The 19,959-nt window shown below is 62.3% G+C and carries 24 protein-coding genes and 1 other RNA gene; 12 read left to right on the forward strand and 13 right to left on the reverse strand.

The window, feature by feature from the left end:
* Positions 1–3 precede the first annotated feature (3 nt).
* Positions 4–888 (forward strand): hypothetical protein, encoded by an 885-nt coding sequence (locus ABE493_RS07915; protein WP_346498394.1) that lies wholly within the window; start codon positions 4–6, stop codon positions 886–888.
* 304 nt (positions 889–1,192) lie between these two features.
* Positions 1,193–1,984 carry a DNA adenine methylase gene (locus tag ABE493_RS07920; protein ID WP_346498395.1) on the forward strand — a complete coding sequence of 264 codons (792 nt, stop codon included), beginning with the start codon at positions 1,193–1,195 and terminating at the stop codon, positions 1,982–1,984.
* On the opposite strand, the gene ABE493_RS07925 is transcribed toward ABE493_RS07920, so the two are convergent.
* The 3 genes from ABE493_RS07925 to ABE493_RS07935 all read right to left on the reverse strand — a co-directional run bounded on the left by ABE493_RS07925 (position 1,981) and on the right by ABE493_RS07935 (position 2,961).
* A complete protein-coding gene (locus ABE493_RS07925; protein WP_346498396.1) occupies positions 1,981–2,235 on the reverse strand; it encodes a hypothetical protein in 255 nt (84 codons plus the stop codon). The genes ABE493_RS07920 and ABE493_RS07925 overlap by 4 nt on opposite strands.
* A gap of 275 nt (positions 2,236–2,510) precedes the next feature.
* Positions 2,511–2,735, reverse strand: coding sequence for a hypothetical protein (locus tag ABE493_RS07930; RefSeq protein WP_346498397.1), 225 nt, complete (start codon positions 2,733–2,735; stop codon positions 2,511–2,513).
* Positions 2,728–2,961 (reverse strand): hypothetical protein, encoded by a 234-nt coding sequence (locus tag ABE493_RS07935; protein WP_346498398.1) that lies wholly within the window; start codon positions 2,959–2,961, stop codon positions 2,728–2,730. Before ABE493_RS07935 ends, ABE493_RS07930 begins: the two co-directional genes overlap by 8 nt.
* A gap of 53 nt (positions 2,962–3,014) precedes the next feature.
* Between ABE493_RS07935 and ABE493_RS07940 the strand changes: the two genes are divergently transcribed.
* Positions 3,015–3,950: an SOS response-associated peptidase family protein gene (locus ABE493_RS07940; RefSeq protein WP_346498399.1), complete on the forward strand. Its 936-nt coding sequence runs from the start codon at positions 3,015–3,017 to the stop codon at positions 3,948–3,950.
* A 51-nt stretch (positions 3,951–4,001) separates the two neighbouring features.
* Here ABE493_RS07940 and ABE493_RS07945 read toward each other — a convergent pair whose 3' ends face one another.
* Entirely contained in the window at positions 4,002–4,358 is a 357-nt protein-coding gene (locus tag ABE493_RS07945) for a hypothetical protein (RefSeq protein WP_346498400.1), read from the reverse strand.
* A 271-nt stretch (positions 4,359–4,629) separates the two neighbouring features.
* Here ABE493_RS07945 and ABE493_RS07950 point away from each other — a divergent pair, with 271 nt between their 5' ends.
* Positions 4,630–4,941, forward strand: coding sequence for a hypothetical protein (locus ABE493_RS07950; RefSeq protein ID WP_346498401.1), 312 nt, complete (start codon positions 4,630–4,632; stop codon positions 4,939–4,941).
* A 278-nt stretch (positions 4,942–5,219) separates the two neighbouring features.
* Here the strand turns inward: ABE493_RS07950 and ABE493_RS07955 are convergent, their stop codons facing one another.
* The 3 genes from ABE493_RS07955 to ssrA all read right to left on the reverse strand — a co-directional run bounded on the left by ABE493_RS07955 (position 5,220) and on the right by ssrA (position 8,296).
* The gene (locus tag ABE493_RS07955; protein WP_346498402.1) at positions 5,220–6,275 is read right to left on the reverse strand and encodes a ParA family protein; all 1,056 of its coding nucleotides are present in this window, start codon (positions 6,273–6,275) and stop codon (positions 5,220–5,222) included.
* 289 nt (positions 6,276–6,564) lie between these two features.
* Positions 6,565–7,761: a tyrosine-type recombinase/integrase gene (locus ABE493_RS07960; protein ID WP_430980731.1), complete on the reverse strand. Its 1,197-nt coding sequence runs from the start codon at positions 7,759–7,761 to the stop codon at positions 6,565–6,567.
* Positions 7,762–7,942: 181 nt separating this feature from the next.
* Positions 7,943–8,296: a transfer-messenger RNA gene (ssrA, locus tag ABE493_RS07965) on the reverse strand.
* A 247-nt stretch (positions 8,297–8,543) separates the two neighbouring features.
* On the opposite strand from ssrA, the gene ABE493_RS07970 reads away from it, so the two are divergent.
* Positions 8,544–9,176: a DUF6058 family natural product biosynthesis protein gene (locus ABE493_RS07970; RefSeq protein WP_346498403.1), complete on the forward strand. Its 633-nt coding sequence runs from the start codon at positions 8,544–8,546 to the stop codon at positions 9,174–9,176.
* Positions 9,177–9,304: 128 nt separating this feature from the next.
* Here ABE493_RS07970 and ABE493_RS07975 read toward each other — a convergent pair whose 3' ends face one another.
* Positions 9,305–9,661: a DUF6713 family protein gene (locus ABE493_RS07975; RefSeq protein WP_346498404.1), complete on the reverse strand. Its 357-nt coding sequence runs from the start codon at positions 9,659–9,661 to the stop codon at positions 9,305–9,307.
* 139 nt (positions 9,662–9,800) lie between these two features.
* On the opposite strand from ABE493_RS07975, the gene ABE493_RS07980 reads away from it, so the two are divergent.
* Positions 9,801–10,427 (forward strand): hypothetical protein, encoded by a 627-nt coding sequence (locus tag ABE493_RS07980; protein ID WP_346498405.1) that lies wholly within the window; start codon positions 9,801–9,803, stop codon positions 10,425–10,427.
* 114 nt (positions 10,428–10,541) lie between these two features.
* Here ABE493_RS07980 and ABE493_RS07985 read toward each other — a convergent pair whose 3' ends face one another.
* From ABE493_RS07985 to smpB, 3 genes are all read right to left on the reverse strand, one after another.
* Complete coding sequence (locus tag ABE493_RS07985) at positions 10,542–11,006, reverse strand: LysR substrate-binding domain-containing protein (protein WP_346498406.1); 465 nt, start codon at positions 11,004–11,006, stop codon at positions 10,542–10,544.
* Positions 11,007–11,195: 189 nt separating this feature from the next.
* Complete coding sequence (locus ABE493_RS07990; RefSeq protein ID WP_346498407.1) at positions 11,196–11,615, reverse strand: GNAT family N-acetyltransferase; 420 nt, start codon at positions 11,613–11,615, stop codon at positions 11,196–11,198.
* Positions 11,615–12,118 (reverse strand): SsrA-binding protein SmpB, encoded by a 504-nt coding sequence (gene smpB, locus ABE493_RS07995; RefSeq protein ID WP_346498408.1) that lies wholly within the window; start codon positions 12,116–12,118, stop codon positions 11,615–11,617. Before smpB ends, ABE493_RS07990 begins: the two co-directional genes overlap by 1 nt.
* A 56-nt stretch (positions 12,119–12,174) precedes the next feature.
* On the opposite strand from smpB, the gene ABE493_RS08000 reads away from it, so the two are divergent.
* Together ABE493_RS08000 and ABE493_RS08005 are read left to right on the forward strand one after the other, a co-directional pair.
* Positions 12,175–12,603, forward strand: a complete 429-nt coding sequence (locus tag ABE493_RS08000; RefSeq protein ID WP_346498409.1) for a type II toxin-antitoxin system RatA family toxin — start codon at positions 12,175–12,177, stop codon at positions 12,601–12,603.
* 2 nt (positions 12,604–12,605) lie between these two features.
* Positions 12,606–12,863, forward strand: coding sequence for an RnfH family protein (locus ABE493_RS08005; protein WP_346498410.1), 258 nt, complete (start codon positions 12,606–12,608; stop codon positions 12,861–12,863).
* A 21-nt stretch (positions 12,864–12,884) separates the two neighbouring features.
* Here ABE493_RS08005 and ABE493_RS08010 read toward each other — a convergent pair whose 3' ends face one another.
* Positions 12,885–13,274: an outer membrane protein assembly factor BamE gene (locus ABE493_RS08010; RefSeq protein ID WP_346498411.1), complete on the reverse strand. Its 390-nt coding sequence runs from the start codon at positions 13,272–13,274 to the stop codon at positions 12,885–12,887.
* A gap of 104 nt (positions 13,275–13,378) precedes the next feature.
* On the opposite strand from ABE493_RS08010, the gene fur reads away from it, so the two are divergent.
* Entirely contained in the window at positions 13,379–13,789 is a 411-nt protein-coding gene (fur, locus tag ABE493_RS08015) for a ferric iron uptake transcriptional regulator (protein ID WP_057629813.1), read from the forward strand.
* A 404-nt stretch (positions 13,790–14,193) separates the two neighbouring features.
* On the opposite strand, the gene recN is transcribed toward fur, so the two are convergent.
* On the reverse strand, positions 14,194–15,861 hold the full coding sequence (recN, locus tag ABE493_RS08020; protein ID WP_346498412.1) for a DNA repair protein RecN: 1,668 nt from the start codon (positions 15,859–15,861) through the stop codon (positions 14,194–14,196).
* 185 nt (positions 15,862–16,046) lie between these two features.
* Between recN and grpE the strand changes: the two genes are divergently transcribed.
* From grpE to dnaJ, 3 genes are all read left to right on the forward strand, one after another.
* Entirely contained in the window at positions 16,047–16,562 is a 516-nt protein-coding gene (gene grpE / locus ABE493_RS08025; RefSeq protein WP_346498413.1) for a nucleotide exchange factor GrpE, read from the forward strand.
* Positions 16,563–16,707: 145 nt separating this feature from the next.
* Positions 16,708–18,627: a molecular chaperone DnaK gene (gene dnaK, locus ABE493_RS08030; protein ID WP_346498414.1), complete on the forward strand. Its 1,920-nt coding sequence runs from the start codon at positions 16,708–16,710 to the stop codon at positions 18,625–18,627.
* A 133-nt stretch (positions 18,628–18,760) separates the two neighbouring features.
* Positions 18,761–19,885, forward strand: a complete 1,125-nt coding sequence (gene dnaJ, locus ABE493_RS08035) for a molecular chaperone DnaJ (RefSeq protein WP_346498415.1) — start codon at positions 18,761–18,763, stop codon at positions 19,883–19,885.
* Positions 19,886–19,959: the final 74 nt, after the last annotated feature.

The following is a 19,959-nucleotide window of genomic DNA, read 5'->3' on the forward strand; positions in this document are numbered from 1 at the left end:
CTCGTGCCCCGCGTTATTCGAACCATCACGCTCAACTCCACGGCTTCGGATGCGAACTTCCGAGCCTTCGTGTCTGAGGTTGAGAGCCTGCTCGCCGCCTGCGGGCTGGTACGCACGACCGACACCGGGCAGATCAACTCTGCAACCGTAGCTCTCCCCTCGGTCGCGACCTTCGCGGGCTACAGCGTCTGGCGTTTTAACGACCCTCTGCAGTCCGCTGCCCCCGTATTTTTGAAGTTTCAGTTTGGAGTCGGTGCGAGCACGAACCGTTATGCAACGACGCTACAGATCGGCAAAGAGACCGATGGGGCCGGCAACCTCGTTGCGGCTACGTCCACCGCCGTGATCTCGTCAGTGCCTGGTACGGCCTCGAGCACTGCCTCGACAACGTGCTATGCCACCCATTCTGCAGGCTTTTTCGCCATCTCATTCGGGCTCGGGTATTACCCCGCAGCCTATACCGGCTGCTGCGACTGGATCGTGGAGCGCGTCAACGACAATACGGGGGCCGCTACGGCCGAAGGGGTCGTTGTGGTCGGGCCCTCGGCCAACGGCCAGCGCGCCCTGGCTCCTCAATCCGTTGTTGCCCGGTACCTCCCGTCGTTCTCGCTCACGACCGGCGGCGCATTGGGCTTTGTTCCATTCGCGGTGAACGATTCGAAGGTAGGGTTGTCTCCGCAATTGCCATTGCATTTCGTGCCGCTGCCGAAGTGGCGTCCTTTGGTCGGCACGGCCTCGAACATCGCGGGCGAAGTCACCGAGGGTCAGACATTTGAGGCAACCCTAGTGGGCACCGTGCCCCGGACCTACATCGGCCTCGGGGGTGCTTTTGGGTGCACCGCCGGCACGTCACCCACGACCCACACTGCAGTCCTATGGGAGGAGTGACGCATGGCAGACCCGATCAGCGGCTTCGATACGCAGACAATCTCCGTGCTTGGGGAAGACGGCTCGGTCGAGGCACTAGCATCCGTCCAGGCAATTGACCTTTCGCCACCTCAAGGCAACACAGCCCCCCAGACCCACGTAGTAGTCAGCCTCACGGGCTGAAAAGACAGGGCGGCGGCCCGACACCGGCAAGTGCCAGACCGCCGCTGCAACACACCTGATCTCACCAGGTGGCTTTGGCCGAGGCCCTGTTGCTCTCGAGAGCGCGGCAAGTCTCGGCGATCAACATCGCAAAAGGTGAGACATGCCCAATCCTGCAATCCCTTGGCCCGGCGGCAAGCGCCGGCTGATCAAACACCTGTATCCCCACTTCCCGGTCCATGAGTGCTACGTCGAAGCGTTCGCCGGTGGCGCGGCCGCGTTGCTGATGCGCCCCTATCCCGCCCCTGTGGAGGTCATCAACGACATCAACGGAGAGCTGGTGCGGCTATACCGGTGCATTCGACACCACCTCGATGAGTTCATCCGCCAGTTCCGCTGGTCGCTGGTGAGCCGGCAGATGTTCGAATGGGCCCAAATGGAGCGGCCGGAGACCCTGACCGACATCCAGCGGGCCGCCCGGTTCTACTACCTGCAGAAGCTGGCCTTCGGCGGCAAAGTGCAAGGCCAGAGCTTCGGCTACGTTGCCAGTGGCAGTGGCCCGCGGCTCAACTTGCTGCGCATCGAGGAGGAGCTGAGTGCCGTCCACCTGCGGCTGGCCAACGTCATCGTCGAGCATGGCCCATGGCACGAGGTCGTCGAGCGCTATGACCGGCAGGCGACGCTGCACTACTGGGACCCGCCGTACTGGGAAACGGAAGGCTACGGCGTGGAATTCCCCTTCGCTGAGTACGAGCGGATGGCCGATTGGATGCGGCAGGCCAAGGGCAAGGTAGTGCTTTCGATCAACGATCACCCAGAGATCCGCCGGGTCTTCGCCGGTTTCGACTTTGTACCCCTGCAACTGCGCTATACCTTGGGCAAAGAGGGCCGCGACACGGCAGCCGGGGAGTTGATCATCAAGAGCTGGAACGACAGCCAGGCGAGGCTGATCTAGCGCGCCCACTCAGAAAGGTTGATGGCATTGCGCTGGGTCGCATCCCGAAGCAGAAGGTCTAGGGCGCGATTCAATACATCGCGCCCCTGTTGAGCCTTCAGTCCTTCCGAGGCGGAGAGTGGGTGCGCGATGCCGTACTCTCTTTCCGCGCTGTCGTAATCATCCTGCAGATCCATGCAGTCCAGCCACGCGCGGTAGGCGGACTGCAGTGCGGCATGGGCAACAAGTACCGGGGCTTGGTTGTGGATCACGGGCGTGCCTCGTGGATGCGGTTGGTGCGTCCATATCTACGTCCCGGTTCTATAGACCTAAGTTATTTTCTTTGTCTGCACCCAATGAGGCTTCTTCAACCCATTGGCGGCACATGCAATGAACAGCCCAGCCACAATGGACATCCGAATTCGCACTCTTCCCTGGAGGGTTGCCGTCGACCTGATGCTGCACGGCATCGTGGCCGCCGATGCTATGCGTCCCCACAACCGCCTTCTGTCCTGTGAGCTGCGGGATGAGCTGCAGTCCTATAGGGCTAGATGAACCCCTGCAAGCTGCCCTCTGGATACACGCCAAGCTTCACTAGCCATGTGGCCACCAGCTCAATGATCGCCGTCTCGTCTTCGGGGTATTGGTCGATCAGGCGCTCTTCTACGTCGTCGCAGACTTCCCAGAACTGCTCACACTCGCCGTGCTGCTGCAGCGCGTGCCGGATCTCATTGAACGCCAGCTCGTAGTCGGCCCTTTGCTGATCATTCATCGTCAACTCCCGGCTCAACCATGCCTGCATCCCGGATGATCTTCTCCACGCGCTGGTGAAAGTAGATCCAGTCGGCCGGGGCCACGTACTGCTCGATAACCTCGGCTTCCCCGGCGACCTCTTCGGCCTGCTCACCTTCGGGGCTGGACTTGGCGATCGTGGCTGCCCGGGCCTTGAGGTCGTCCAGGCGGTGGTTCAGCTCGGCGCGGGTCAATTTGGCGTCCATGGACAAATCCTAAAGCTGGTGGGCGTTATGCTCCGGTCAAACGGAGGTGACGCGTGTGCTATTCAGCTCAGATCGAAGCCGACTACAAGAAGTTCGTACGCGAATTCGGTGCAGTGGTGGACTTGGGGCTGTTTGCTCAGCTTTGGCTGCGCGACAACAACAAGACCCGCCGACCGAAGACGCCCAGGGCGCTGGATCTGTCGTTCCTCCGGCCCGGTGACTCGAGCGTGGGCGCTATTGCTGCCGAGATTCGGGAATGGGACAACGAGGAAGTCGCACAGCTTGAGACGGAGTTGGCCAGGCAGGCCGAGCGTCTGGCCACTGCCGAGCAGAAGCTGGCCACCAAGCCCACGAAGACCGCGGCGAACGAGCAGCGGATCGCCGGCAACAAGATCGAGCAGACTAAGCGCAGGATTGCCGACCTGAAGCGCGCAAACCTTGAAGCCCGGGATTCCCGCATGTTCCCTGGGTACTACTGTCCGGTGCTGGTCAGCGAGGGCGGCAAGATGGTTGTGAAGCCGATGCGGTACCAGTGTCGTCCCGCTGGGAAGCCAGCGTTCTACGATGAGAAGTACCCGGGCACCTACAACGCCCGGCGCGACAAGCTGGAGGGCTTCTGGAAGGGGGAGTTCGGCCACACGCATGGCCTGCTACTGGTCGACACCTTCTACGAGAACGTGGAGGGCGAAGACGGCAAGAACAGGGTGGTCCAGTTCACCCCTCGCAATGGCGAGCTGATGCTGGTGGCCTGCTTGTGGTCACACTGGACTGACCCGAAGGGCCAGGAGCCGGATCTGCTGAGTTTCGCGGCAATCACCGACGAGCCGGAGCCCGAGGTGGCCGCCGCCGGCCATGACCGGACCATCATCAACATCAAGCCTGAGCACATCGAGGCCTGGCTCAACCCGGACCCCGCGAACCTGCAGGCCCTGTACGCGATCTTCGATGACAAGCGGCACCCGTTCTACGAGCACAAGATCGCGGCTTAAATACTTCTCAACCCAGTGCTGTGGTCCTTTTGCTATTCGAAACGAGCACTCTCAGTCAGGAGAGAGCAGGACGTCTTCAAATAGTCGGATTTCAGGATGCTCCGCCCAAAGCCGCGCCACCGCGCGCCGGAACTCGCTTTGATCTATCTCGGTGAAGGAGGTAATCGTGCCGAGCGGCAGCTTTTCGTGAGACGATAGATCGATACTCACTTCTTGCTCCCAGGGAACCCTTGTCGAATTTTCACGAAACTCGATTCCGCACTCGGCAAGCAAGACAGTGTCTGTTTCAACCAGCGTCCCTTTCTGGCCCGCAAACCAGATCGCCACCTCCCTTGAGAGGCTGAAACTGAGCCATGAATGCGGATATTGGCGGCTATCGACTGCAGTAAGGGTCAGAGCATTTTGCACGCATTCTGAAACATAGATGTCGGTGGCTCCTGCTCCTATCGTGTCGTCGCTGGCGTAGACCTGCCCCGTCCTCGCCGGTCCCTTCCTCGAAATCCCGGACCCATCATTGAAGGAGGCGGAGGTAATCCCTCGGTACAACTTCAATCTGCCCACCCCTTGTCGTAAGTGAGGGGTAAGTGTAGTCGGAGACGCATCTGGAGTGGCCTAGATGTCCGTGTACAGAAGCCGGCTGATCGCACGATTTGAGAGCAGTTGGCTACACGCTAACTCGATGCTCCCGACCCCCTACAACTGGCTCGATAACCCCGACACCTGCTACCTGTGCTTCAACTACGCGACCGTGGCGGTCCTGAAGCTGGAGGCGGGCAGGGTGGCCGGCACCCTCAACTGGCAGGGCCGGTCCTTCTGGTTCAATGCCGGCTCCTACCGCCAGGGCAAGATGTGGGTAGAGCGCTGGATCGCTGCGCGGGGCGATGACTTGCCGAGCAGGCCGGTGAAGCCTCGCCGTCGATCGCGGGAGAAGATGGTGCTGCAGGCACTGATCAGCAAGCAGCCCGCGGCTGAGGTGAGGGTGCCGAGGTAAGCTCGGCACTGCAGTCGAACGACATTCCGGACTGCAAATTATTCCTCGATCTATTCCAGCGGGGACTGCCGAGCTTGGCTCGGCAGTTAATAGCTTCGTGCGGACCCATCACTTCGTGACTCGTGAGCCCAGCTGATCACGATGCGTCACCCAGCCACCTCTTGGTCGTTCCCAGCAGCGTGATCGTCACCCGCAGGTCCCACATCCTTGCTCCGTCACGCAAGCTGCGGGTTCTGGGCGTAACGCATCTACGAGACTTCGACTGGAGCGATCGATGGTTACAGGCGCGCGGCCAATTTCTCAATTGCGTCCCTGGCATCATTGAGGTACGCCGACTTAACCTCAACGCGATGCCCATTGATGGTTTGCTTTCCGACCGTTACTGAGTGGAAGGGCAGTCCTTTGGCGAACGCAACAACACCAGTCGTCTGAAAGTCCCGTACTTCCACGAAAGCATCGTTGATGCCCGTGAACGTGAAGAGCTCTGGATTCGTCACCATGAGCGCCCCCACGTCCTGCTCAATCGAACGGAGAACCGCCACATAGGCTGAGGCAGGTCCCATATACTGAGTAAGCCGATTCTTCGCGATGAGGTGAACTTTTGGAAGCGCACGCTCAGCAGCTTTCAGCTTTGTCGCGAATGCGTATGCGGAGTAAATCTCCGATGGAAGCTTGAGCCCGTAGACAAGTGAAAACGCGTTCTGAATTGCCCGGCGCGAGGAATCGTCCGCCATCACAGGAAGAACAATTCGATCTGAAGTCGCTAGTGCAATCTGTGTGTACAAAGAAAAACTGGGATTGCAGTCGATGAAGACGGTGTCGTATTCGGACTCGAGTTGCTTGAGGAAGTCACTCAGCCAGTCAATGACGGCAATCCATGCATTGGTGCCCGGAATGTTGTTGTTCGCCAAAGTATTAACGGCGTTGGACTGCAATTCCAACAGTGGGTCGCCGCACACGAGGTCGATGTTGTGCGGGATCCCAGCGTTGAACCTGGCAGGGTTGGTAATGAAGTCGTGAGAGTTGAATGTAGGTGGCGAGTATGGGGACGGCAGACGCATTTGAAAGTAACCGCCAATGCTGCAGCGGGGAACCAACCCTTGCTGTCCGAGTAATTTCTCGCTGCCCCTATTATTAAGCCCACCCAAAAGCAACTCTGAAAGATTTGCCTGAGGGCACATGTCAAGGACAAGGACCCGCTTTCCAGGATTGACGGCTGCATAGCGAGTGATCGCCTGAAACGCCAAGCTGGTCTTCCCCGTGCCGCCCTTGTTGTTCCAAAACGCGTATTTAAAATCCATCGCGCAACCTCCCAAAGTGTCGTGTTTGGACATAGTACTGTCCGTTATGGACGCGTGCAAGTCGAATCAGGACTATTCACGGATGCTTGAGTGCGTCGCGATCGGTGCGATTGACCGGCCTCAATATTGGCTCCATGACGACGACAAGCAGGAAGGCCCAGTGGGCACGAAAGCGGGCGGCATCACTGTGGGACCAGGCCCGGCAGGTGGACGCAGCAGCGTCCGGCGATTGGCGATCGAGGCACAGGAGCAGCACCGGCGCCGACAAGCTGCGTCGGGAGGCCGCCAAGTTCGAGGCGATGGCAGCTCGGTGGGAGGGCGACTATATAGACTTGGCCGGCTGAGCCCGCAGCTTGTCCAGATAATCAGCCCATTCCTGCATCATCTTCCTGCGTTCCGGCAGGTGTGATGTCCGGTTGTAGGATCGGCCGTTCGGGTCCCGGACCTCATGCGCCAGCTGGTGCTCGATGATGTCCGGCCGGAAGCCCAGCACCTCGTCCAAAATGGTGCGCGCCGTCGCCCGGAACCCATGGCCGGTGACAGTGCCGGTCTCGTAACCCATGCGGCGCAGCGCCGCGGTGACGGCGTTCTCGGACATCGGCCTGTCGCGTGACCGGGCAGACGGGAACACGTAGCGCCCCCGGCCCGTGAGCGGCTTGATCTCTCCCAGCACTGCCAGCACCTGCTCGGAAAGCGGCACCAAGTGGGGCCGGCGCATCTTCATGCGCGATGCCGGGATGGTCCAAGTCTTTCCATCCAGATCGAACTCTGCCCATTCGGCCTGCCGCAGCTCCCCAGGGCGCAGGAAGACCATCGGTGCCATCTGCAGAGCGCAGCGTACAACCATCGTCCCGCTGTAGCTGTGCATCGCCCGGAGCAATGGCGCCAGCTCGTCCGGGTCGGTAACCGCAGCGAATGAATTGTCAGGCGGCGAGGCGAGGGCGCCACGTAGGTCGGCGACCGGGTTTCGCTTGGCTCTGCCGGTGGCGATGGCGTACCGCATGACCTGGCCACAGTTCTGCATGATGCGGTGGGCGGACTCGATGGCGCCGCGGCCCTCGACTCGCCGGGCAACGGCCAGGAAGTCGGTGGCCTCCAGCTCTGCCGCCGGCCTGCTGCCGATCCAGGGGAAGACGTCGTTGTCGAGCCATGCCGCGACCTTGATCCGGTAGCTATCCACCCAGTCACGTTTGGTCAGCCATTCCCGGGCGATTACCTCGAAAGTATTGGCGCCCAGCTCGGCGCGTGCAGCGGCTGCTGCCTTCTTGTGCTCCCCGGGATCGACGCCTCTGGCCAGCAGCTGGCGAGCATCCTCACGACGCTGCCGGGCGAGGGCAAGCGGGACATCGGGGTAGATGCCCAGGGCAAGCAGCTTCTCCTTGCCGGCTACGCGGTACTTCCAGCGCCAGTAACGGGCACCGGTCGGCTGAAGCAGCAAGTACAAGCCGCCACCGTCAGAGAGCTTCAGGGGTTTGTCACCGGGCTTGGCGCGGCGAATTGCGAGATCGGACAGGGGCATGTGGACTCGGGCGGTCTTGGGGGTATCGACTCCGGGGTAACCCCCAGATACCCCATGTTGTACCCCCACCGTCGCACAGACTGAAACGCACAACGGCGCACAGGCGCGGAAACAAAAAAGGCCGGAAACCCTTGTTGTTGTTGGGTTTCCGGCCTGTTTCGGGCCTTGACGGCCACTTCATTGGTGGAGGTGGGCGGAATTGAACCGCCGTCCGAAGGCACTCCATCCCCGGCACTACATGCTTAGCTCACCGTTGGATCTCGCCCTGTGGCAGCACGGTGTGCAAAGCGCACCCCAGGACCAGCCTGTTTTGGTTAAGCCGTGACTGACAGGCAGCCGTCACAGCCGGTTCCGTGATAATGACCCTACATCCACGAGCACGGGCACAAGTGGGTTCGGGGCTTACGCCTTAAGCGGCGAGAGCGTAGTTGTCGTCGTTGGCAACTAGAGTTTTGCAGCTGGATTTACGAGGAAAGCTACCCCCTCGGCATGCGCCAAGCGACTTCACAACCCCCGTCGAAACCAGTGCACCCCCGGTTAAGCGTTGATTTGTAAAGGTTCTGATCCTTTCGTGCCGACCAAACAGAGCAGAAACCTCGCTGACAGGGAGGATGCTACGGCAAAGAACCTGAACAGTCACGTGATAAGCGCGCATCCGACTCTGTCGATGGAAGGCTTGCGGTCCCGGTGCTCAACGTTCTGCTCTGCGAGCCTGCGGCAGGTCGGCTGGATGAAGCAGAATGCCCGCTTCATTCGTAGCACCGATATCTTAGGAGCACCCCGTGACGCTGGAAGCGTATTTGAGCAGTCATTTCGTTGATAAACCCACCTTCGCCTCGCTCGCCAACATTTCGTCTGCCCGCCTTGATGCGCTGCTGGCGGCCCAGGCCGTACCGGCGGCGTCCTACACCTGCAGCAATGGTGTGATCCGCTCGGCAGCATTCGGCGAGACAGCGATCAGCGAGCCGATTGAAGGGGAATTTTTCAGGCCGGAATGCGCTCGATGGGCCTTGATTGCCGATCAGGCGGCGCCCGGCGAAGAGCGCGACGCGGTGAGCACCGTGCTCGCGGGAGAGCTTGAGCGGCACCTGAGGAGCTGCGGCCTGGAGGTGTCCGCGGTGGAGGCGAAGGTAGCGAGTCTGCTGCCGCACTTTTTCAATGGCACGTTTGGCCTGTGTGTCGCGGCCCCGTCCAGCGGTGCGGGCATCGCTAAAAAGGAATTTCTCCAGGACAAGCTTGTAGCGCTTACCCGCAACGGAACCGAAACCGAACCTGCGGGTATCAGGCGAAGTGAGTTGTTGAAGCTGGTCGATGACTACGCCAACGCTGCGATGCCTTTTTCACCCGCCGAGTACGACCGCAGCAGCCGGAAGCGCCTGGTTGACGATTTCCGGGTGCTTCTGGCCAGCGACTGACGCTTCCGGCGTTCGACGCTGGATCGGCAGCGTATTCGCAACTGCCCGGGCACGCTTGCAGATCAACCGCCTGCTGCAGGCTTATAGCGATGAGCAGGCCGTTGACGTGGAGGAACGCGGGCGCGGAATCAGCGCGACTTCAAGGCCTTGAATACGAGCATTGAGCCGGTCATCAGGCAGGCGATGATGGTCGCGATTGACAGCGGCAGATGGAATTCCTGGCGGCCTGCCAAGGCGAAGCCAGCATGCAGCAGGGCGGTAAGGACGCCCATGCCTCCGCAGAGCAGGGCGTAACGCCTTGCGTTCGGCGTGCGCAGCACAACGTGTTGATAGCCGTGCAGCAGTATGCCGACCGCCACAGCGTTGAATACCAGAAAGCCCTGGATGCCGCCGGGAACCCGGAACATTTCCCACTCATGCCAGAAGGCAGCGTCGATCTGATGGGCAATCAAGGACAGCAGCGTTGCGGTGTACCAGCGATCCATCGTGAATGAGCTCCAGATCAGGCCGCTAGTCTAGTCAACTATCCCTTCGATGGCTGCCGAGGCAGCAAGTCCTTGTGCGGCGGGTCGTGCGTGGGAGTTAACGCCGCACCGACCTTTCTGCGACGTTTGACGCCTGAGCATGAGTGCCTGGACGTTTGGTGAAGTGAGGGCGGTCATGCAGCAGCGCGATGTGCGCAGCCTGCAATCATTGGCGGGCGATGTAGGGGCTGGGTTCCGGCGGCGGGCCTTGGCGCCTGCGCTGGTCTATGCGGTGTTGCTGATGGTGGTGCTGATTGCGGTCTTGGCTGGGCGGGGTCATTGGCCGCAGGTGGCGCCGTTGATGCTGCTGTTCTGTGCCGGAATGGTGGGGCGGATGCGCTCGATGCGGCGGCGCTGGTTGGGCATCTACCTGGCGGCGGTGACGTTGTTGCTGCTGTTGCAGTCGCCCTGGTCCGGGTTGGCGCCGGCGGGTGTGGAACGGGTGGCCTTGGTGGCAATGGCCTTTGCCTTGGCGCAGGTGTTGATTTACACCGTGCGGCTGTTGCAGCTTGCGCAGGAATTGCAGCTGCAGGCCAATGACCTGGATGATGCCGCGATCCTGGCCTTGTTGCCGCCGGAGGCTGCCGAAGATGCACGCCGGTGGCTGGCGGGGGATGACCGCAAAGTTGCCGAATTGAGGGACGTGGTCAGCTTGAGCGTGCTGTGCGCAACACTGCGGTCGCCCGGCACGCAACGCCGCCGGTCGCGGCGGGAACTGTTGCGCTGAAGCATCTGGCGCGGATAAAGCTGCTCTCGACAGCCCTCTCGGGCAGCTGCAGCGCGTGCGCGCACAACCTCAGCGCATGTAACCGAAAGCGAACTGGTCGAGGGCCGGTTTGGTTCATTCGTCCTGGAACGTTGGTCGTGTTGGCAGGTTGTGTTCATGCGCCAGCCAGGGTGGGTTTTCGGCATACATCTCCTGGATGAGCTGTTTGACCAACTGGATGTACTCGGATTCATCCGACCGACGGTAGTTGAGGATGACCGGGGATGTAGCCCGCTCCCCTTCGATGAGGCGGTAGACAATGTCGCTGCGCAGCTGCCGTGAAGCGCTGGGGACGATGCACATGCCGGTCTCCGCGGCCACCAGCCCAAGCGCGCTCTGCAGTTCCTTGGCCTCCAGCACCTCGGAGGGCTGAACGTTGGTCTCATGCAGCAAGCTGAGGACATGGTCGGCGAAACCTGGTCGAACATCCTTCGGGTAGACGATCAGCAGTTTTCCCGACAGCGCGGAGAGCGCCAAGCGCAACACCTCCGGCGGCGATGAAGGTGAGCTGGCACGCCTGCACACCACGGTGAAGTACACGTTCTAGTGCCTGTGCGCATGCTGCGGAGGCTGCAGCATGCAGCATGTTCCGGCCAGTCGACGCCCGCAGCGGCTGGTTGCTTGCGGGTTGGCGATGCGGCGGTTGCTCGTATCTGTGGACTTCACAATGCGCAGATGCGCTGGGCCGGCGTTGCTGTGGCGCTGCCCGCCATGTGGCGTGCTGCGCGACTAGAGGTGCTTGCGCAGATATATCCGCTGGTGGCCGGGCGGGAAATCGGCGAGTCGGCCGAACACCTCGTAGCCGTGGCGCAGGTAAAAGCCCTCGGCCTGCCAGTCGAAGGTGTCCAGCACTACGCTGTGTGCGCCGGCGGCCTTTGCCTGTTGTTCGGCCTGCAGCAGCAGTTGGCCGCCCAGGCCCTGGTCACGGAGCTCGGGATCAACCCAGAGCACGTGGATGGCGAGCCAGCCTGCGCAGATGTCGCCGAACAGGCCGGCGCAAGGCCTTGCGTCTGCCCCCTGGATGACCAGCTGCAGCGGCAGCTCATCGAAACTATTGCCGCTGGCCTTGCGGTTGAAGGCCAGCAGCTGTGCGCACAGCGCCTGCACATCCTGCGCGCTGGCTGCCTGCACCGTGCGCTGTGCAGGCATCAGGCGTTGCGGTTGTGGGCACGCATGGCGCGCTGCTTCTCACGGTCCCAGTCGCGTTCCTTGGCGGTGTCGCGCTTGTCGTGATTCTGCTTGCCCTTGGCCAGCGCGATCTCGATCTTGATCTTGTTCTTTTTCCAGTACATCGCGGTGGGTACCAGCGTGTAGCCGTCACGCTCGACGCGGCCGATCAGCTTGTCGATCTCGCGCCGGTGCAGCAGCAGCTTGCGCTGGCGGCGGTCTTCCGGAACGGTGTGGGTGGAGGCCTGGATCAACGGGGTGATCTGCGCGCCGATCAGGAAGATCTCGCCATCCTTCACATAGGCGTAGGCGTCAGTCATGTTGCCGCGGCCGGCGCGGATGGCCTTGACCTCCCAGCCCTGCAGCACCAAGCCGGCTTCGACCCGATCCTCCAGGTGGAATTCGTGGCGCGCGCGCTTGTTCAACGAGATGGTTTTGTCGGCCGTCCCGTTCTTTGCTTTATCCTTGCTTTGTTTCGTGCTCATTTCCGTATTGTCTCCGATTCGGGGGCTTCCCGAACACTTTCTGTATCTGTATCGCCATGACTACCATTCGTCGCAGCGCGCTGGTCGAACACTCCGCCGAGCGCATGTTCAATCTGGTCAACGATGTCGCCGCCTATCCTGGCCGGTTCCGCTGGTGTGACAAGGCGGAAATCCGGGAGCAGGGCGAGGAGCGACTGGTTGCCCGCCTCGATCTGGGCCTGGGTTCGTTCCGTACCTGGTTCATGACCGAAAACACCTTGCAGCGGCCGCACAGCATCGACATGAAGCTGCGCGAGGGCCCGTTCAAGCGCCTGCATGGCCGCTGGGAGTTCCACTCCCTGTCCGAAAGTGCCTGCAAGGTCACCCTGGAGCTGGAGTTCGAGCCGACCTCGCGCCTGCTGGGGCCGGCCTTGGCGCTGGGTTTCCAGGGCCTGGCTGACCGCATGGTCAACGATTTCGTGCGCGTGGCCGATCAGGAGCCTTGAAGATGCGCGTGGACGTGGTGCTGGCCTGGCCGGACCGTTACCAGCACCGGCAGCTTGAGCTGGCGGAAGGTTGCACGGTCGCCGAGGCGGTAGCGCAGGCGGCGCTGGATGGCGCTGCCGATGCTGTGGCAATGGCGGTGCACGGTGTGCTTGCGCAGCCGCAACAGCGGCTGCTGGACGGTGATCGCATCGAGCTGCTGCGTCCGTTGCTGGCCGATCCCAAAGAGAATCGCCGCCGGCGGGCGCGCGGCGGCGATTGATTCTGCGGCAGGGGCGCTGGCTCAGCGGCCCTTTTTCTTGTCCTTGGCCAGGTTGCGGCCGAACTGGCGCACGCTGTTGCGGGCCAGGTCGGCATCCTGCGTCGGGAAGTAGTCGCCTTCCCAGCGGGTGACCTGGTCGTTATCGAAGAACACGGTGAAATTCTTCACCTCGGTCCTGCCCAGGCGGTTCACGCGCTGGCTGGCGGTGTAGTCCCAACGCTGGGCGTGGAACGGGTCAGCGATGGACGGCGTGCCCAGCAGCGCGTTGACCTGCTGCTTGCTTTGGCCGACCTGCAACTGCGCCACGGACTGTTCACGGATCAGGTTGCCCTGATAGATGGGCTGCTTGTAGATGATGCCGCAGCCAGTAGTGGACAGGGCGACAACGGCGATCAACAGGAGGTTGCGCATTAGGTAGGGCGGTTGAGGAAATCAGGTCGATGATACACTCCCCGGCACCCAGCGCGATCTGACCGGAGATAACTGGCGTTAAACCGCCAATGAACACGATGGCCATGGAATCCAATGACCTGCGCAAAGTCGGCTTGAAAGTAACGCATCCGCGGATGCGCATCCTTGCTTTGCTCGAGCAGAACACCCCCCATCAGCACCACCTCACTGCCGAGGACATCTACCGCAAGCTGCTTGATTGCGGTGATGAGATCGGGCTGGCCACGGTTTACCGTGTGCTGACCCAGTTCGAAGCGGCGGGCCTGGTGCTCAAGCACAACTTTGAAGGCGGCCAGGCGGTTTATGAGCTGGACCGCGGCGGCCACCACGACCATATGGTGGACGTGGACTCGGGCAAGATCATCGAGTTTGAAAGCCCGGAAATCGAGGAGCTGCAGCGGAAGATCGCGGCAGAGCACGGTTTTGAGCTGGAAGAACACTCGCTGGTCTTGTACGTGCGTAAAAAGCGTAAGTAAGGCCTTGGCGGCACGACCCTTTGGCTGTTGCTGCTGAATCAAAAACACCGGCCAATGGCCGGTGTTTTTGTTTGTGTCCCTCGTATTAACCGATGGCAAGTGCCCACTGTAGCGCCGAGCCATGCTCGGCAAGGGCTTTCTCGAGCCACTGACAGCCCGCACCGTAGTGCCGAGCCATGCTCGGCAAGGGCTTTCCCGAGCCACTGTCAGGCCGCACCGTAGTGCCGAGCCATGCTCGGCAAGGGCCTTTGGAGCCAAGCCCGAAGAGCCAAGAGCTGCCCTCACCCCAACCCCTCTCCCGCAGGCGGGAGAGGGGCTTTTAAAGCCAAAGCCAAAGCCCAAGCCCAAGCCCAAGCCCAAAGCCCAAGCCCAAAGCCCAAAGCCCAAAGCCCAACCCGCCGTCCTCACGCCTCCGTCAGCAGCTTCCGCGCAGCCGCTCGCGCTTCCTTGCTCACCTCAGCGCCACCCAGCATCCGCGCAAGCTCTTCCTCGCGGCCCTTGGCATCCAGCAGCTCAACCGCACTCTGGGTCATGCCTTCCACCGGGGCCTTGCTTACCCGGTAATGCGCGTGGCCCTTGGAGGCGACCTGCGGCAGATGGGTCACGCACAGCACCTGGCGGCGTTCGCCAAGGGCGCGCAGTTTCTTGCCGACGATGTCGGCAATGGCGCCGCCAATGCCTGAATCCACTTCGTCGAAAACCATCGTCGGCACCGCATCCAGGCCCAGGGCGGCGACTTCGATCGCCAGCGAAATGCGCGACAGCTCACCGCCTGAGGCCACCTTGCGCAGGGCGCGGGCGGGCTGGCCGGCGTTGGCGGCGACCAGGAATTCGACCCGCTCGGCACCATTCGGGTCCGGGCGCAGCTGTGCCTGCGGCTCCAGCTCGATGCGGAATTGGCCGCCGCCCATGCCGAGCTCGCCAATCAGCGCGGTGGTGGTCTCTGAAAGAGAGCTCGCCGCGGTTTGGCGGCTGCTGGAAAGGGTGGCGGCCACGGCCTGCCAGCGGGCCGCAGCCTTGTCGATCTCGCCGGCCAGCTTGGCCAGGCGCTCGTCGGCGCCGCGCAGCTGCTCCAGCTCGGTTTCCAGGCGGTCGCGGGTGGCGGCAAGGTCTTCCATTGGCACGCGGTGCTTGCGGGCCAGGTCGTGCAGGCGGCCCAGGCGGCGTTCGATGTCTTCAAAGGCCTCCGGGTCGCTGTCCAGGTCGTCTTGGACCCGGTCCAGCTGGGCAAGGGCTTCGTGCAGCTGGATGCCGGCGGCATCGAGCATGGCGTCGACGTCGCCAAGCCTGGCGTCGTGTTGGCTGACCCGTCCCAGCTCGTGCCGTACCTGCTGCAGCAGAGACAGTAGGGAGGGGCCGTCCTCATCGCCATTGAGCAGGCCGCCGGCGCGTTGGCAGGCCTCGATCAGGGCGGTTGAATGGGCTTGGCGGCGGTGGCTGGCGCCCAGCGCGACAATCGCCGCCGGCTCCAGTTCCTCGCGCTGCAGCTCGCCCAGCTGGTGTTCGAGAAAGCCGATCCGGTCGGAAACATCGCCTTGCTGGGACAGCGCATCGCGCTCGTCCAGCAACGCCTGCCATTGGCTGGCGGCACCGCGCACGGCGGCACGCTCGGCCTCATTGCGGGCGAAGGCGTCAAGCAGGGCCAGCTGGCTGGGGCGCGACAGCAGGGCCTGCTGGTCATGCTGGCCATGGATTTCGACCAGGAAACCGGCCAGTTCGGACAGTTGCGACACCGGTACCGGGCGGCCGTTGATGAAGGCGCGGGAGCCGCCGTCGGCGCGGATCACCCGCCGCAGCTGGCATTGCTCCTCGTCATCGAGCTCGTTGTCGCGCAGCCAACTGCGTGCCGGGGCGTCGTCTTCCAGGCTGAATTCGGCCGACAGCTCGGCACGGCTGGCGCCATGGCGGACCACGCCGGAGTCGGCGCGCAGGCCGGACAGAAAGCCTAAAGCGTCCACCATCAATGACTTGCCGGCGCCGGTTTCACCGGAAACGACAGTCATGCCTGGGCCGAACTCCAGTTCGGTGGCGCGGACAACGGCAAAATCCTTGATCGATAGATGTCTGAGCATGGCTGGCAGGTCTAGGGGCCGGGCAAAACTAGCACGCGTGCCGGGCAGGTCAATGTAGGTGAGGCGATGGCCTGCCCAGATTAGGAACAATGCGTCTCACAGAGTGAGCCAGAGCCTTGAAACTTCCAGTACAGCCCACATACGGGGCGAGGTAGACGGCAGATCATCCGTCAGGGAAACCAGAAATGAACCAAGAGCACACTGAATTCGACCCCGAGAACACCGCCAACGGCGGTGACGACGCGCACCACGACCAGATCGAGGCGCTGCGCGCCGAGCTGGAGCAGGTCAAGGCCGAATCGCTGCGCGAACGCGCCGATCTGGACAACCAGCGCAAGCGTGTGGCCCGCGACATCGACCAGGCCCGCAAGTTCGCCAACGAGAAGCTGCTTGGCGAATTGCTGCCGGTGTTCGACAGCCTCGACGCAGGCTTGGCTGCCGCTGCCAGCGAGCCCAATCCGCTGCGCGAAGGTATGGAATTGACCTACAAGCAGCTGCTCAAAGTAGCCGCTGACAATGGTCTGGTCCTGCTGGACCCGGCCGGCCAGGCTTTCAATCCGGAGCATCACCAGGCCATCAGCCAGGTGCCGGCACCGGCTGGCGTGGCCCCGGGCGCGGTAGTGACCGTGTTCCAGAAGGGCTACCTGCTCAACGAGCGCCTGCTGCGGCCGGCGCTGGTTGTGGTGGCCCAGGCCGACTGATCGGCCGCGCTGGCTGGCCGCTGCCTTAATCAGGCGCGGCTGCCGGCAAACACTGTTCCGGGGATGACTTGAATGTCATCAGGTCCTCCCCCACATCCCATTCATCCCCGGCGGCTGCCGGCAAACGAATACTCAGGAGTCCCCCATGGGCAAGATCATTGGTATCGACCTCGGCACCACCAACTCGTGCGTGGCGATCATGGACGGCGGCAAGGCCCGCGTCATTGAAAACTCGGAAGGCGACCGCACCACGCCCTCCATCGTCGCCTACACCAAGGACGGCGAAGTACTGGTGGGTGCCTCGGCCAAGCGTCAGGCCGTCACCAACCCGAAGAACACCTTCTACGCGGTGAAGCGCCTTATCGGCCGCAAGTTCACCGACGCCGAAGTGCAGAAGGACATCGCCCACGTGCCGTACGGCATCCTGGCGCATGACAACGGCGATGCATGGGTACAGACCAGCGATGCCAAGAAGATGGCACCGCAGGAAATTTCTGCCCGCGTGCTGGAAAAGATGAAGAAGACCGCCGAAGACTTCCTCGGTGAAAAGGTCACCGAAGCGGTCATCACCGTGCCGGCCTACTTCAACGACAGCCAGCGCCAGGCAACCAAGGACGCAGGCCGCATTGCCGGTCTGGACGTCAAGCGCATCATCAACGAGCCGACCGCCGCTGCCCTGGCCTATGGCCTGGACAAGGGTGACAACAAGGATCGCAAGATCGTTGTGTACGATCTGGGCGGCGGCACCTTCGACGTGTCGATCATCGAGATCGCCAACGTCGACGGCGAGAAGCAGTTCGAAGTGCTGGCCACCAACGGTGACACCTTCCTGGGCGGCGAAGATTTCGACAACCGCGTCATCGAGTACCTGGTTGAAGAGTTCCAGAAGGACCAGGGCATCGACCTGCGCAAGGATCCGTTGGCTCTGCAGCGCCTGAAGGACGCTGCTGAGCGCGCCAAGATCGAGCTGTCGACCGCGCAGCAGACCGAAGTCAACCTGCCGTACGTCACTGCAGACGCTTCCGGTCCGAAGCACCTGAACATCAAGCTGACCCGCGCCAAGCTGGAAAGCCTGGTCGAAGAGCTGATCAAGAAGTCGATCGAGCCGTGCCGCGTTGCGTTGAATGACGCCGGTCTGCGTTCGAGCGACATCAGCGAAGTGATCCTGGTCGGTGGTCAGACCCGCATGCCGAAGGTGCAGCAGGCCGTGACCGAGTTCTTCGGCAAGGAACCGCGCAAGGACGTCAACCCGGACGAAGCCGTGGCACTGGGTGCCGCGATCCAGGGCGGCGTGCTGGGCGGCGACGTCAAGGACGTGCTGCTGCTGGACGTGACCCCGCTGTCGCTGGGTATCGAGACCATGGGTGGCGTGTTCACGAAGATCATCGAAAAGAACACCACCATCCCGACCAAGGCCTCGCAGACCTTCTCGACCGCTGAGGACAACCAGTCGGCCGTGACCGTGCACGTGCTGCAGGGTGAGCGCGAGCAGGCCCGTTACAACAAGTCGCTGGCCAAGTTCGACCTGTCCGGCATCGAGCCGGCACCGCGCGGCATGCCGCAGGTTGAGGTGTCCTTCGACATCGACGCCAACGGCATCCTGCACGTGTCGGCCAAGGACAAGAAGACCAACAAGGAACAGAAGGTCGAGATCAAGGCCGGTTCGGGTCTGTCCGAGGACGAGATCGCACGCATGGTCGCCGACGCGGAAGCCAACCGCGAAGAAGACAAGAAGTTCCAGGAGCTGGTGCAGACCCGCAACCAGGCCGACGGTCTGATCCACGCCACCCGCAGCGCCATCACCGAGCATGGCAGCAAGGTTGGCGGCGACGTGATCGGCAAGGTTGAAGCCGCACTGGCCGATCTGGAAACGGCAATGAAGGGCGACGACAAGGCACAGATTGAAGCCAAGTCGAAGTCGCTGGAAGAAGCCGGTCAGGCCTTGTTTGCCGCCGCTTCGGCCGGTGAGCAGGGTGGCCCGGCGCCGGGCGCCGATGCTGGCGCCCAGTCCAATGACGACGTAGTGGACGCTGAGTTCACCGAAGTCAAAGACGACAAGAAGTAAGCAAGGCCGGAGTTGTGCCTGGGGATTCGGGATACGGAGCTAGCGCTCCGGCTCCCGGGTCCCCTTCCGGTATCTGCAATACCCGGCTTTCTGTCCCTGATTTCCAACCCCGATTCCAGAACCTCATGTGCCGATGAAACGCGATTATTACGAAGTACTGGGCGTAGCCCGCACCGCAACCGATGAAGAGCTGAAGAAGGCCTATCGCCGTTGCGCGATGAAGCACCACCCGGACCGCAATCCGGGCGACGCTGCCGCCGAATCCGCCTTCAAGGAGTGCAAGGAGGCGTACGAAACCCTGTCCGACGGCAATAAGCGGCGCATGTACGACGCCCACGGCCATGCTGCGTTCGAGCACGGCATGGGCGGCGGTGGTGGTCAGGGCGGCCCGGACATGAACGATATTTTTGGCGACATCTTCGGCAATATTTTTGGCGGAGGTGGCGGCGGTCCGCGCCAGCCGCGTCGCGGTGCCGACATCGGCTACGTGATGGAGCTGGACCTGGAAGAAGCGGTGGCCGGCGTTGAGCGCCGCATCGAGATTCCGACCCTGGCCGAATGTGGCGATTGCGACGGCAGCGGCTCGGAAGACCGCAAGGTTGAGACCTGCAATGTCTGCGGTGGTCGCGGCCAGGTACGTGTGCAGCGTGGCATCTTTGCCATGCAGCAGGCCTGCCATAACTGCGATGGTCGCGGTCAGATCATCAGCAAACCGTGCAAGACCTGCCACGGCAACGGTCGCATCGAAGAAGACAAGGTGCTGTCGGTCAAAGTGCCGGCAGGCGTGGACACCGGTGACCGCATCCGTCTGCAGGGCGAGGGCGAAGCTGGCCCAGCCGGTGCACCGGCCGGTGACCTGTATGTGGAAGTGCGCGTGCGTGAGCATGCAATCTTCACCCGCGATGGCGATGACCTGCACTGCGAAGTGCCGGTGCGCATCTCGCAGGCAGCGCTGGGTGACTCGATCCGTGTGGCAACCCTGGGCGGCGAGGCGGAAATCCGCATCCCGGCCGAGACCCAGACCGGCAAGTTGTTCCGCCTGCGTGGCAAGGGCGTCAAATCGGTGCGCAGCCGCACCGAAGGCGACCTGTACTGCCGCATCGTGGTGGAAACCCCGGTCAACCTGACTGCAGAACAGCGCAAGCTGCTGGAACAGTTTGAATCCACGTTCAGCGGTGAAGACGCGCGCAAGCATTCGCCGAAGTCGGCAACCTTCATCGATGGCGTAAAAGGCTTCTGGGAACGCATGAAGTCCTAAGGCACCACCTGTAGTGCCGAGCCATGCTCGGCATCAGCTCCACCTGTAGTGCCGAGCCATGCTCGGCAATGGCC

It is taken from the genome of Stenotrophomonas terrae, from assembly GCF_039674165.1.
GTDB lineage: Bacteria > Pseudomonadota > Gammaproteobacteria > Xanthomonadales > Xanthomonadaceae > Stenotrophomonas > Stenotrophomonas terrae_A.